This is a genomic window from Shinella sp. BE166 (genome assembly GCF_051201095.1).
In the GTDB taxonomy this organism is placed as follows: Bacteria; Pseudomonadota; Alphaproteobacteria; order Rhizobiales; family Rhizobiaceae; genus Shinella; species Shinella lacus.
This window is the reverse complement of sequence record NZ_JBPEHL010000021.1, coordinates 56,652-68,623: the sequence shown is the minus strand read 5'-3', so window position 1 is coordinate 68,623 and position 11,972 is coordinate 56,652. Positions and strand designations below refer to the sequence as shown.

The window sequence follows — 11,972 nt, the reverse complement described above, 5'->3', positions numbered from 1 at the left end:
CGACCGTCAGGCCGTCGCCTCAAGCACGATGTTGGCGGCACTTTCCTTCAGCTCGACGCCGAAGGCGCGCTGGTAAAGTTCGGCGACCAGCGTGCGTTCCAGTTCGTCGCACTTGTTGAGGAAGGTGACACGGAAGGCAAAGGCGATGTCCCCAAAGATTTCCGCGTTTTCGCCCCAGGTAATGACCGTACGCGGGCTCATCACGGTGGAAAGGTCGCCGTTGATGAAGGCGGCACGGGTGAGATCGGCAACGCGCACCATGCGCGAAATCGTCTCGCGGCCGTCCTTGCCGGCGGCCAGGCGCTTCACCTTGGCGGCGACGATGCTGACTTCGTTGTCGTGCGGCAGGTAGTTCAGCGTGGTGACGATCGACCAGCGGTCCATCTGCGCCTGGTTGATCTGCTGCGTGCCGTGGTAGAGGCCCGTCGTATCGCCGAGGCCGACCGTGTTGGCGGTGGCGAACAGCCGGAAAGCGGGATGCGGGCGGATGACGCGGCTCTGGTCGAGCAGCGTCAGGCGGCCGGAGGATTCCAGCACGCGCTGGATGACGAACATCACGTCCGGGCGGCCGGCGTCGTATTCGTCGAAGACGAGCGCGACATTGTGCTGGTAGGCCCATGGCAGGATGCCGTCCTTGAATTCGGTGACCTGCAAGCCGTCCTTGACGACGATCGCGTCCTTGCCGACGAGGTCGATACGGCTGACATGGCTGTCGAGGTTGACGCGCACGCAGGGCCAGTTGAGGCGGGCCGCGACCTGCTCGATATGGGTCGACTTGCCCGTGCCGTGGTAGCCCGAGACCATGACGCGTCGGTTATGCGCGAAGCCCGCGAGGATGGCCAGCGTGGTTTCCCGGTCGAACAGGTAGTCCGGATCGAGGTCCGGCACATAGGCGTCCGCCTTGGAATAGGCCGGAACCCGAAGGTCCGTATCAATGCCGAAGGCCTCCCGTACGGAAACCGTGGTGTCCGGGAGGTTGGAAATATCGAGATCCATCTTGCTCATCACGTCTCCGTGGGCTGCCGCCACCCGCGCGTCCGCCCAATGTCTTGTTGTGCGCCGTCTTATTGTGCGCCGACTGCTCTAGCAGAAGCCGGCCTGCTTTAACAATTGATATGCTTGAATGACCGCGCGAAAACGCTCCTCCGAGCCCCTATCTCCGCCATTTGCATCGGGGTGATGCTTTTTGACAAGGGCTTTGTAGGCGGTCTTGACGTCCTGGGCCGTCGCATTGGCGGCAAGGCCGAGCGTATCGAAGGCTTTTGCCTCCAGTGTCTTCAGTTTTCGGGTGCGCGGTTCGAGGCGCGGGCCGCGGCTGCCCTTGCCCTCGCCGAACAGGCCGAAAGGATCGCGGATGCGCTGATTTGCCCCAGCGGTGCCGGAGCGCGCGCTGCCCTGCGTCGGGCCGTTCTTGGAGGCCTTGTTGACGCCGATCGTCCAGGTCGGGCGGTGGCCGGTGATCGCCTCTTTCTGGTAGCGCGCGATCTCGCCGTCGGAGAGGCCGGAGAAGTAGTTGTAGCCCTTGTTGTATTCCTTGACGTGCTCGAAGCAGAACATGAAATACTGGCCTTCGGCATTGCGGCCCACCGGCGCGCGATGCACGGCATTCTCTTCGCAGCCATCCCACTGACAGGTCGGCGCGGCGCGTTCGGGACGCTCCACGCGCCGCTTCGTGCGGATGCGGTCGAAGTATTTGGAATCGAGTTTCATGGCGCTAATTATGGGGGTCAGGACGATCTCCCACAAGAATTGACAAAGCGGATTGTTGCTGGCTTTGTGGGACCCTTTTCCTGCGTCGCGGCAGCGCCGCCGAAGGTTTGCCATGTCCATGAAATCCAGCATAACCGAGAAGCTCGGCGCCGCTTTTACGCCGGAGCGTCTCGAGGTCATCAACGAAAGCCACCTGCATGCCGGCCACAAGCCGGAATTCGACGGTGAGGGCGAAACGCATATGCGCGTGCGCATCGTCTCGTCCGCCTTTGCCGGCATGAGCCGCGTGGCGCGCCACCGGGCGATCAACGATCTGGTGAAGGCGGAGTTCGATGCCGGGCTGCATGCGCTCGCCGTCGAGGTGGCGGCACCTGGGGAGGCGACGCGCTGGTGATCACTCCGCCGGCTGCTGGGCTTCTGCCGGGCGAATGCGCAGCTTGGTGATGCGGTTCTTCACACGTTTCATGACGATGAAGCGCTTGCCGTAGAAGGTGAATGCCTGCCGCTCCTCGGGAATCGATTTCGATTCATGGATGACGAGGCCGGCAATAGTGGTCGCCTCCTCATCGGGCAGATTCCAGTCGAGTGCGCGGTTGAGGTCGCGGATCGGCACGCCACCATCCACCACGATGGAGCCGTCGGCCTCCTGCCGCACGCCCTGGATATCGATATCGTGTTCGTCGGAAATGTCACCGACGATCTCCTCCAGAATGTCCTCGAGCGTGACCAGCCCCTGCACCTCGCCATATTCGTCGACGACGATGGCGAAGTGGCCCTTGCGGCGAAGGAAGGCGTTGAGCTGTTCCTTGAGGTTCGTGGTGTCGGGTACGAACCAAGGTTTCTGCACGACCTTGGTGATGTCGAGGTTGGCAGGCTCCATGTCCGGTTCGGCGAGCGCGCGCAGCAGGTCTTTCGCATGCACGACGCCGATGATGTTGTCGGTCGAGCCGCGCCAGACCGGCATGCGCGTATAGGCGCTTTCGAGAATGGTCCGGACTATGGCTTCCGGCGGCTCGTCCGCATTCAGCACCCGCATGGATGTGCGGTGGACCATGATGTCGGAGACCTCGAGTTCATCGAGATCGAGGATGCCGCCCAGCCGATCCCTGTCCGCTTTGATCACCGCACCTTCGCGATGCAGCAGGTTGACGGCGCCGCGCAGTTCCTCGTGTGCCGTCAGCATGGGCTCGTCATTGGAGAGGGTGACGCCGAAGATGCCGAGGATGACTCGGACGATGCCGTTGACCGCCGTCGAGAGTGGGCCGGCAATGGCCACGTAGATGCGCACGACGGGTGAGACGAAGAGAGCGAATCGATCCGGCGAGGAGATGGCCCAGCTCTTCGGCAGGACTTCGGAAAAGATGACGAGCAGCACGGTCATCGCGATCGTCGCGATGGCCACGCCGGAATCACCGAACAGGCCGAGGAACAGGCTGGTCGTCAGCGACGACGCGAGGATGTTGACGAGGTTGTTGCCGATGAGCAGGGCGCCAATCAGGCGATCGCGCCGCTCGATCAGTCTGTTGACGATGCCCGCACGCACTTCGCCATTGGCTTCCAACGTGTGCATGCGTGCCCGCGATGTCGCGGTCAGTGCCGTCTCCGAGCCGGAAAAGAATGCCGAGGCGGCGATCAGCCCCAGGATGGAGAGGAATATCAACCAATATTCGGCGAGGAAGGCCATGACGGATTCGCTGGTCATTTCGGCAGCTTTTCCTTGAGGAAGGCGACGACTTCGGATTGCGGCACATCATCGGCAACGAAGGACTGGCCGATGCCGCGCGTCAGGATGAAGGTGAGCTTGCCGCCCTTGACCTTCTTGTCCTGGGCGATCGCATCCATCAGCCGTTCCGCCGGCGGCAGGCCGCCCGGGATCTGGTCCAGCGTGGTCGGCAGGCCGACCTCGCGAAGATGCGCCTCGACGCGCCGACCATCGTCCGGGCTGGCAAGGTTCATGCGGGCGGAAAACTGGTGGGCGAGCACCATGCCGATCGAAACGCCTTCACCGTGGACGAGGCGGGCGCTGTCATAGTCCGTCGCGGCCTCCAGCGCGTGGCCGAAGGTGTGGCCGAGATTGAGCAGGGCGCGCGCGCCGTTCTCCCGTTCGTCGGCGGCGACGACGTCGGCCTTGGCCTGGCAGCTCGTGGCAATCGCCTCGATGCGGGCCTCGCCGCCGGCAAAGACGTCCTGCCAGTTCTTTTCCAGCCAGGCGAAAAAGTCCGGCTTGTCGATCAGGCCATATTTGGCGACTTCGGCATAACCGGCGCGGAATTCGCGTTGCGAGAGCGTGTCAAGCACGTCCGTATCGGCAAGCACGAGGTCCGGCTGGTGGAAGACGCCGATGAGGTTCTTGCCGTGCGGCGAGTTGATGCCCGTCTTGCCGCCGACGGAGGAATCGACCTGCGCCAGCAGCGAGGTCGGCACCTGGATGAAACGCGAGCCGCGGCGCGCGATGCCGGCGGCAAAGCCGGTGAGGTCGCCGATGACGCCGCCGCCGAGCGCCACGACCGCGTCGTTGCGCTCGATGCGGGCGGCCAGCACGCTATCGCAGACGCTGATCAGGTGCTCGAAGCTTTTCGTCTTCTCACCGGCCGGCAGCACCAGCGAGACGGCATCGATGCCTTCTGCGTTAAGGGCGGCCATGAAGCCGTCGAGATAGAGCGGGGCGACATGCGCATCGGTGATGACGGCGATCTTGCGGCCCTTGAGGCGGGCGGCGATCTCGCGGCCGGCGGCGGCAATCAGGCCGGGGCCGATCAGGATGTCGTAGGCGCGGTCGCCCAGTTCGACCCTTACGGTGCGGCGGGCGGTGGCAATGGCAGTCATCGGGTCATCTCGTCAGGTTCTGGGGCGGGCGGCGGTGATCGCGGCGAGCACCTCCTCCACCATGGTTTCCTTCTTCACGTCGCGCGAGAGCACCGTGAGATCGGCTTCCGCATAGACGGGATAGCGGGCGTTCATGAGGTTTTCGAGCGTCTGGCGCGGATTTTCCGTTTTCAAGAGCGGGCGGGTGTCGCGCTTGTTGACACGCTCCCACAGCACGTCGAGGTCGGCCTTCAGCCAGACGGTGAGCCCGCCGCGCCGGATGTGTTTTCGGGTGTTTTCATTGATATAGGCGCCGCCGCCGGTCGACACGACCCGCGGGCCGGAGCGCAGCAGGCGCTTGATGACCCGGGTTTCCAGCGCGCGGAACTCCGCCTCGCCGTAAGCCGCGAAAAGATCGGTGATCGACATGCGCGAGACACGCTCTATTTCGTGGTCGGAATCGATGAAGGGAATGCCCAGCGCCTGCGCCGTCATCCGGCCAATCGCCGACTTGCCGGCGCCCATCAGGCCGATCAGCACGAGGTTGCGCTTGCCGAGTGCTGCGCGGGCCTGCTCGGCGAGCGTGGGAGGGGCCTGTTCGATCAGCTCGGTCATTGGTGTTTCCGGGGTTTCGTCCCTTTCCGTATCGACAAAAGCACCGGAAGCGTCAAGCCTGCGCGGGGTTGATCCCTTGTCTCGGCCTCGTGTCGGCCTTGCGCTCGGCGTGGGGCGAGGCGATATAGGGGGCATCGTCCCGGAGAGCGCCATGCCGACCCTGTTCCGATTCCTGTTCTTCTGCGCCGTGATCGCCGGCTCGATCTACGGCACGATGGTGGCGCTGGTGACTTTCGTGGAGCCGACGGAGCGCGAGGTGACGATCCGCATCCCTTCCGAACGGGTGAACCCGCAGCCATGAGGGACCCCTCCGCACTGCAAGTCGAATCCTTTCTAGAGATGATGAGCGCCGAGCGGGGCGCTGCGACAAACACGCTGCAATCCTATGAGCGGGACCTGGAGGACGTGCGCTCCTTCCTCAACGGGCGCGGGGTGCGGCTGACGGAGGCGACGCCGGACGATCTGCGCGCTTATCTTTCGCATCTCACCAAGCAGGGTTTTGCCGCCTCCTCGCAGGCGCGGCGGCTGTCGGCGCTTCGGCAGTTCTTCAAGTTCCTCTATGGCGAGGGTCTGCGCGGCGATGATCCGACCGGCATTCTCGATGCGCCGAAGAAGGGCCGCTCGCTGCCGAAGACGCTGAGCGTCGACGATGTCGGCCGCCTCATCGGGCGGGCGGAGACGGAGGCCGCGGAGCCCGGCGGCAACGTTCTGCTGCGCCGCCGCATGCATCTGCTGGTCGAGCTGCTCTATGCGACGGGCATGCGCGTCAGCGAGCTCGTTTCGCTGCCGGCAAGTGCGCTGGCGCAGACGGGACGTTTCCTCGTGGTGAAGGGCAAGGGCAACAAGGAGCGGCTGGTGCCGCTGTCGCGCGCCGCGGTTTCAGCACTCGATGCCTATGGCGAGGCGCTGGCGGCTGAGATCGGCGATGATCCGGCGGCGGGGCGCTTCCTGTTTCCGGCGAATAGCAAAGAAGGCTTTCTGCCGCGGCAGGTTTTCGCGCGCGACCTGAAGGCGCTGGCGGGGCGGGCCGGGATTCGTGCCGCCACGCTCTCGCCGCATGTGCTGCGCCATGCTTTTGCCAGCCATCTGCTGCAGAACGGTGCGGACCTGCGTGCCGTGCAGGAACTGCTCGGCCACTCGGACATTTCCACGACACAAATCTATACCCATGTGCTGGAAGAACGGCTGCACCAGCTCGTTCAGACCCATCACCCTCTTGCCAAACAGGCAAAAAAACCGGATTAGGACCCCCAATGCTTGCAAATGGCCGCTTGGCCGGCTGCACCCTGGCGCGGTTTGAGCAAACGATCGGAAACGCATCTCATGCACAACTACCTCGATTTCGAAAAGCCCATCTCGGATCTCGAAGGCAAGATCCACGAGCTGAGAAAGCTCGCCGAGGAAGATGAGAGCATCGACACGACGGATGAGGTCGGCCGCCTGGAAATCCGCGCCCGCGAGGCGATGGCCGACATCTATTCCAAGCTGACCCCCTGGCAGAAGACGCAGGTCGCGCGCCATCCGCAGCGCCCGCACTTCCTCGATTTCGCCGGCCAGCTTTTCGACGAGTTCACACCGCTTGCCGGCGACCGCAAGTTCGCCGAGGACGAGGCGATCCAGGCCGGTCTCGGCCGGTTCCGCGGCGAGGCCGTCGCCATCATAGGCCAGGAAAAGGGCAACGACACCAAATCGCGCCTGAAACACAATTTCGGCAGCGCGCGGCCGGAAGGCTACCGCAAGGCGATCCGCGTCATGGAAATGGCCGACCGCTTCGGCTTGCCCATCGTTACCCTGATCGACACCGCCGGCGCCTATCCGGGCATCGGCGCGGAAGAGCGCGGCCAGGCGGAAGCCATCGCCCGCTCCACCGAGATGTGCCTCAATGTCCGCGTGCCGATCGTCTCGGTCGTGCTCGGCGAGGGCGGCTCGGGCGGCGCCATCGCCATTGCCACCGGCGACCGGGTCTACATGCTGGAACATGCGATCTACAGCGTGATCTCGCCGGAAGGCGCGGCCTCCATCCTCTGGCGCGATTCGACGCGCGCCAAGGAGGCGGCCAGCAACATGAAGATCACGGCCGAGGACCTGAAGGCCTTCGGCATCATCGACGGCATCGTCCAGGAGCCGGTCGGCGGCGCGCATCGTGATCCCGAAGCGGTGATCGGGCGCACGGGCGACGTGATTGCGGCGGCCCTCAAGGACCTCGGCGCCAAGCCGGGCGACCAGCTGCGCAAGGACCGCCGCCAGCGCTATCTCAATATCGGTCGCCAGCTTTAAGGGATTCTTCGCCGTTGGCGGCCCTTCGGGCCGCTTTCGCCCAATCTCGGCCATATTCCTTGTGTCTGAGAAGGTCGCGGGTTCCCGGCAGCCTCGCGAAAGAATTTCCGGTTAAGAATTTATGAAGTATAAGCCGGTTACGACTGCGCGTCCGCCCTTGTCGGCGCGACGGCATGCGATCTGACGATTGTTGACGGACCTTTCGAATGCGCCTGACTGTTCTTGCCGCTGTATCGCTTCTCGCTGTGGCCGCTGCCGGCTGCACGAACGAGACGCTCGACACGTTCGACAAGGTCGACGTCGACATCACCAAGGTTTCCAGCAAGACCAACTACCAGCTTTCCTCCGCGGTGCTCGGCAAGCTGTCCTCGATGGGCATCGACCGCTCCTCGCCCATGATGCTGCGCATCTTCAAGGAAGAGGGCCGGCTGGAACTCTGGAAGGCCGACCGGGCGAACCGCTTCAAGCTGGTGCGCAACTACAAAATCTGCGCCTGGTCCGGCAAACTCGGGCCGAAGATGAAGGAAGGCGATCGCCAGGCGCCGGAAGGGTTCTATCCGCTCTCCAAGGCGAACATGAACCCGAATTCGAGCTATTACCTCGCCATCAACACCGGCTACCCGAATGCCTTTGACCGCGCCAACAAGGCGAGCGGCACGCATCTGATGATCCACGGCGCCTGCTCGTCGTCGGGCTGCTATTCGATGACCGACGAGCAGATGGTGGAGATCTTCGCCTTCGCCCGCGATGCGTTCGGCGGCGGGCAGTCGACCATCCAGCTGCAGGCCTTCCCCTTCCGCATGACCGCGGAAAACATGGCGCGCCATCGCGACAATCCGAATATCGAATTCTGGAAGATGCTGAAGGTCGGCTACGATCATTTCGAGCTGACCAAGCGTCCGCCGGAGGTCAATGTCTGCGAGAAGAAATACGTCTTCAACCAGCAGGCCGACAAGCCCTTCTCGCCGACGGGCGCCTGCCCGGCGATGACAACGCCGGCCGGCCTCGAAGTGGCGCTCGGCAGCTACAACAAGACCTATGCCGCGGCTTACGCCACGGCGATGCGCAAATATGACGGCACGGTCTGGGTCGAGCCTTCGGAAGCCCAGCGCAAGGCGATTGTCGCCGACCAGCGCAAGGGCCGCGAACTCGCCTATGCGCCGACCGGCAACTCGCTCGACGCCGGCAAGCTGATGACCGCCCGCGAGATCGCCGAGCAGAAGCGCAAGGCCGAAGAGGCCGAAAAGCGCAAGGTCGAGGCGGCCGAACGCGCGGTTCGCGAAGCCGAGCAGGCCAAGCTCGACGCCGAGCAGGCGAAGATCAAGGAAGCGGAAGCGCTTGCCGCAGACGTCGCCGCCGCGAAGGCCGCCAAGCAGGCCGAGGGCAAGGACGCCCTGCCGGTGCCGGAGGAAAATCCGGGAGTCGCCGTCGTCGAGAAGAAGGAAGAAAAGCCCTTCTGGAAATTCTGGACCGACAAGGCGGCACCGCGCAAGGTCGAGCCGGTCGCCGGCGCGACGCAGGAGACCCAGCAGCAGGCGAAGGCTGAAGCGGGCACGCAGACGCTCCAGAAGGAACAGAAGCCAGCAACCGAGACTGCCGGACAGCGCGTCGAGAAGCCCGCGGAAGGCACGGTCGTCCTGCCGACACCGGAGCAAAATCCGGAGGTTCAGGTCGTCGAGAAGAAGGCCGAAAAACCCTTCTGGAAATTCTGGCAGAAATGACCGCCACGGCGGCCCGCGAGGAAGCCGAGGTCTATGACCTGCGCGGGCTGAAATGCCCGCTGCCGGTGATGAAGGCACGCAAGCGCCTGTCGACGATGGCGGGTGGTGCGGCGCTCTGGGTCGAAACCACCGACCCGCTCGCCGTCATCGATATCCCCCACTTCTGCCATGAGGACGGCCACGCGCTCGAAGCCAGTGAGCGCGTCGAGGCGGGGCACCGCTTCCTGATCCGTAAGAAGGTTTAGTGGCTCGCAGCTATTGTCGCGTCTTGCTGCTACCCCCCTCTGCCCTGCCGGGCATCTCCCCCTCAAGGGGGGAGATCGGCAAGTGGTGGGAACACCTCTCAAGCAGCAGCGTGCGTAAAGGGCGAGACGGCGCCTCATCCAATCTCACCCCTTGAGGGGGAGATGCCCGGTAGGGCAGAGGGGGTAAAACGCGCGCAGGCTTTAAAGCCGCAGACCCGGTATCGCCAGCGGATTGTCGGAGAGCGCCGCGCGGTCCGGGCGGTCGATGCTTGGGGTGCCGGTGAAGGCGTCGAAGAGGTCGCGCACGAAGGTTTCCGGCAGGTCCTTGGTGATCAGCACCAGACGGGTGCGTCGGTCGTCCGGGTCCGGCCAGGCGGCGAGGCGCTCCGGCGGATGGAAGACGCTCTGCACGCCTTGCAGCACCAGCGGGCGCTCCGGACTGGTGGACATCAGCACGATGCCCTTCATGCGCAGCAGCTTTTCGCCATGGGCGGAGCGCAGGAGGTCGATGAACATTTCCAGCGCCATCGGGTCGACCGGGCGATCGTGCACGATGCTGAAGGAGCGGATCGTGGCGTCATGACGCGTCACGTCATGGGCGTGCTGGTGGCCATGCCCGTGGTGATGGTGGTCGTGACAATGATCGTGGTCGTGGTGGTGATGATCGTGCGCCTCCTCATGCAGCCAGCGCCGGACATCCGGGATCTTGCTGCCGGGGTCGTAGAGGCCGTTGGCGAGCAGAGCCGGACCAACGAGGCCGGGCGTATCGACATCGGACACGATCGCGCGCGGATTGAGCGCGGCGATCTCCTGCTTCACGGCGTCCACGGCCGCGGCGTCGGCCATCGCGATCTTGCTGATCAGGATGCGGTCGGCGACGGCGACCTGCTTGATCGCTTCCGGATGGTTGGCGAGCGTCGAGAGGCCGTTAATAGCATCGACGACGGTAATCACGCCGTCGAGGCTGAAGGACTGGCTGAGCACGGGATTGCCCATGACCGATTGCAGCACCGGTGCCGGATCGGCCAGCCCGGTGGTTTCGATCACCACGCGCTTCAGCGGTTGGATCTTGCCCGTCTGCATGCGGTCCATCAGGTCGGCCAGCGTATCGACCAGTTCGCCGCGGATCGTGCAGCACAGGCACCCGTCGGACAGCTCGATGACGCCGTCGCTCGACTGCTCGACCAGCAGGTGATCGATGCCCACCTCGCCGAACTCGTTGATGATGACGGCGGTGTCGGTAAGCGTCGGGTCCTTCAGGAGGCGGTTGAGCAGGGTCGTCTTGCCTGCGCCCAGGAATCCGGTCAGCACGGAAACCGGCACGCGCCGCTCAGCGAGGGTCATGGTCTTGTCCTGTTCGTGAATGTGCCTGTCAGTAGGTCGGCCGCGGGATGGGGATCGGCACATTGGCGATGTCGCCCATGTCGCCGACGGCAACCTGCTCGTTGCCGGCCGGCTTCGTCGCGCCGCCGCCGATGAGCCCGGCATAGACGAGCCTCAGCGGCCGGTCCAGCTCGTGGATATAGGGCGAGACCAGCTTCTGCCGGCCCGCCTCGTCGCGGCCCTCGCTGCGCACCTTGGCGGCATGTTTCGAGCAGATGTCCTCGGAAATGTCGGCCACGGTGTCGCGCGTCTCGCCATAGGGACGGAGCTGGCCGAGCGTCGGCACGTTGCCGGCCCGCATCGTCAGCCCCTTCTCCAGCATGCCGGCCGAAATATCGGCGCGCGCACCAAGGCTGTCGGAGCCGAGCACCACGGAAACGACGCTTCGGCCGTTGCGGGTGGCGGAGGACACCTGGTTGAAGCCCGACGCACAGATGAAGCCGGTCTTCATGCCGTCGGCGCCATCGAAGCGGCCGATCAGCATGTTGAAATTCGGATATTGCTTTTTGCCGGTGGTAAAGCCCTCCAGCGCGAAATAGGAGGCATATTGCGGGAATTCGCGCTTCAGCGTAACGGCGAGCACCGCGAGGTCGCGCGCCGTCGTATACTGGCCCTTGCCGGGCAGGCCGTGCGGATTGATGAAATGCGAGGAGCTCATGCCGATGCGCGCGGCTTCCGCATTCATGCGGGCGACGAAACCCTGTTCCGAGCCGCCGACCGATTCGCCGATCGCCACGGCGACGTCGTTGGCCGACTTGACGAGGATGATCTTCAGCGCGCTGTCGAGCGTCATCTTCTGGCCGGGCTTGTAATACATCTTGCTCGGCGGTTCGGCGGCGGCGTTCTTGGTCATGGTGACCGTGCTTTCCAGCGTCACCTCGCCGGCCTTGATGGCGCGGAACACCGTGTAGGCCGTCATGAGCTTGGTGAGGGAAGCGGGATACCAGCGCTGGAAGGCGTCCTCGTGCTCGATGACTTTCAGCGTGTTGACGTCCACCAGCATGCGCGGGTTGGCCGCGGCGGTGGTTGCCAAAAGGGTGGCTGCGAGCAGCAGGCTGGAGCCCAAAAGCCGTGCGCTCCGGCGCGTCGTTCGTCCGTTCATCTGCAAGGGTCTGTCCTCGAAATCGGGAGTTGTCTCGAACCGTCGCCCTATTTAACCTATATGGCACCGTGATGGCAAAGCCATCGAGTAGAGATGGCCAATTTTCCGGCCGAA

At 64.2% G+C, this 11,972-nt stretch carries 13 protein-coding genes; 6 read left to right on the top strand and 7 right to left on the bottom strand.

Annotation, left to right across the window (positions count from 1 at the left end; translation table 11 throughout):
• Positions 1–6: 6 nt before the first annotated feature.
• Positions 7–1,005 (bottom strand): cobaltochelatase subunit CobS, encoded by a 999-nt coding sequence (gene cobS / locus J2Y63_RS31240; RefSeq protein WP_256121390.1) that lies wholly within the window; start codon positions 1,003–1,005, stop codon positions 7–9.
• Positions 1,006–1,083: 78 nt separating this feature from the next.
• Positions 1,084–1,719 carry a J domain-containing protein gene (locus tag J2Y63_RS31235; protein WP_256121419.1) on the bottom strand — a complete coding sequence of 212 codons (636 nt, stop codon included), beginning with the start codon at positions 1,717–1,719 and terminating at the stop codon, positions 1,084–1,086.
• Between the two features lie 103 nt (positions 1,720–1,822).
• Here J2Y63_RS31235 and J2Y63_RS31230 point away from each other — a divergent pair, with 103 nt between their 5' ends.
• Positions 1,823–2,104, top strand: coding sequence for a BolA family protein (locus J2Y63_RS31230; protein WP_435269206.1), 282 nt, complete (start codon positions 1,823–1,825; stop codon positions 2,102–2,104).
• On the opposite strand, the gene J2Y63_RS31225 is transcribed toward J2Y63_RS31230, so the two are convergent.
• From J2Y63_RS31225 to J2Y63_RS31215, 3 genes are read right to left on the bottom strand one after another with little or no spacing between them, the layout of a single operon-like run.
• Positions 2,105–3,412 carry an HlyC/CorC family transporter gene (locus J2Y63_RS31225; RefSeq protein ID WP_256121387.1) on the bottom strand — a complete coding sequence of 436 codons (1,308 nt, stop codon included), beginning with the start codon at positions 3,410–3,412 and terminating at the stop codon, positions 2,105–2,107. It lies immediately after the preceding gene.
• Positions 3,409–4,536, bottom strand: coding sequence for a 3-dehydroquinate synthase (gene aroB, locus J2Y63_RS31220; RefSeq protein WP_435269205.1), 1,128 nt, complete (start codon positions 4,534–4,536; stop codon positions 3,409–3,411). Before aroB ends, J2Y63_RS31225 begins: the two co-directional genes overlap by 4 nt.
• 12 nt (positions 4,537–4,548) lie before the next feature.
• Positions 4,549–5,130 carry a shikimate kinase gene (locus J2Y63_RS31215; RefSeq protein ID WP_435269204.1) on the bottom strand — a complete coding sequence of 194 codons (582 nt, stop codon included), beginning with the start codon at positions 5,128–5,130 and terminating at the stop codon, positions 4,549–4,551.
• A 151-nt stretch (positions 5,131–5,281) separates the two neighbouring features.
• Between J2Y63_RS31215 and J2Y63_RS31210 the strand changes: the two genes are divergently transcribed.
• The 5 genes from J2Y63_RS31210 to J2Y63_RS31190 all read left to right on the top strand — a co-directional run bounded on the left by J2Y63_RS31210 (position 5,282) and on the right by J2Y63_RS31190 (position 9,373).
• Entirely contained in the window at positions 5,282–5,431 is a 150-nt protein-coding gene (locus J2Y63_RS31210; protein ID WP_202402872.1) for a hypothetical protein, read from the top strand.
• A complete protein-coding gene (locus J2Y63_RS31205; protein WP_435269203.1) occupies positions 5,428–6,375 on the top strand; it encodes a site-specific tyrosine recombinase XerD in 948 nt (315 codons plus the stop codon). The genes J2Y63_RS31210 and J2Y63_RS31205 overlap by 4 nt, the downstream gene beginning before the upstream one ends.
• Before the next feature lie 78 nt (positions 6,376–6,453).
• Entirely contained in the window at positions 6,454–7,407 is a 954-nt protein-coding gene (locus J2Y63_RS31200; RefSeq protein ID WP_435269202.1) for an acetyl-CoA carboxylase carboxyltransferase subunit alpha, read from the top strand.
• Positions 7,408–7,613: 206 nt separating this feature from the next.
• Positions 7,614–9,128, top strand: a complete 1,515-nt coding sequence (locus J2Y63_RS31195) for a L,D-transpeptidase family protein (protein ID WP_435269201.1) — start codon at positions 7,614–7,616, stop codon at positions 9,126–9,128.
• Positions 9,125–9,373, top strand: a complete 249-nt coding sequence (locus tag J2Y63_RS31190; protein ID WP_435269200.1) for a sulfurtransferase TusA family protein — start codon at positions 9,125–9,127, stop codon at positions 9,371–9,373. The genes J2Y63_RS31195 and J2Y63_RS31190 overlap by 4 nt, the downstream gene beginning before the upstream one ends.
• A gap of 201 nt (positions 9,374–9,574) precedes the next feature.
• Here J2Y63_RS31190 and J2Y63_RS31185 read toward each other — a convergent pair whose 3' ends face one another.
• Both J2Y63_RS31185 and J2Y63_RS31180 read right to left on the bottom strand, forming a co-directional pair.
• Positions 9,575–10,717, bottom strand: coding sequence for a CobW family GTP-binding protein (locus J2Y63_RS31185; protein WP_435269199.1), 1,143 nt, complete (start codon positions 10,715–10,717; stop codon positions 9,575–9,577).
• A 28-nt stretch (positions 10,718–10,745) separates the two neighbouring features.
• A complete protein-coding gene (locus tag J2Y63_RS31180; RefSeq protein WP_435269198.1) occupies positions 10,746–11,858 on the bottom strand; it encodes a D-alanyl-D-alanine carboxypeptidase family protein in 1,113 nt (370 codons plus the stop codon).
• Positions 11,859–11,972 lie beyond the last annotated feature (114 nt).

Coding starts and splice junctions, on each gene's coding strand:
- cobS (WP_256121390.1), bottom strand. CDS start 1,005: ATGAGCAAGATGGATCTCGATATTTCCAACCTCCCGGACACCACGGTT.
- J2Y63_RS31230 (WP_435269206.1), top strand. CDS start 1,823: ATGTCCATGAAATCCAGCATAACCGAGAAGCTCGGCGCCGCTTTTACG.
- J2Y63_RS31225 (WP_256121387.1), bottom strand. CDS start 3,412: ATGACCAGCGAATCCGTCATGGCCTTCCTCGCCGAATATTGGTTGATA.
- aroB (WP_435269205.1), bottom strand. CDS start 4,536: ATGACTGCCATTGCCACCGCCCGCCGCACCGTAAGGGTCGAACTGGGC.
- J2Y63_RS31215 (WP_435269204.1), bottom strand. CDS start 5,130: ATGACCGAGCTGATCGAACAGGCCCCTCCCACGCTCGCCGAGCAGGCC.
- J2Y63_RS31210 (WP_202402872.1), top strand. CDS start 5,282: ATGCCGACCCTGTTCCGATTCCTGTTCTTCTGCGCCGTGATCGCCGGC.
- J2Y63_RS31205 (WP_435269203.1), top strand. CDS start 5,428: ATGAGGGACCCCTCCGCACTGCAAGTCGAATCCTTTCTAGAGATGATG.
- J2Y63_RS31200 (WP_435269202.1), top strand. CDS start 6,454: ATGCACAACTACCTCGATTTCGAAAAGCCCATCTCGGATCTCGAAGGC.
- J2Y63_RS31195 (WP_435269201.1), top strand. CDS start 7,614: ATGCGCCTGACTGTTCTTGCCGCTGTATCGCTTCTCGCTGTGGCCGCT.
- J2Y63_RS31190 (WP_435269200.1), top strand. CDS start 9,125: ATGACCGCCACGGCGGCCCGCGAGGAAGCCGAGGTCTATGACCTGCGC.
- J2Y63_RS31185 (WP_435269199.1), bottom strand. CDS start 10,717: ATGACCCTCGCTGAGCGGCGCGTGCCGGTTTCCGTGCTGACCGGATTC.
- J2Y63_RS31180 (WP_435269198.1), bottom strand. CDS start 11,858: ATGAACGGACGAACGACGCGCCGGAGCGCACGGCTTTTGGGCTCCAGC.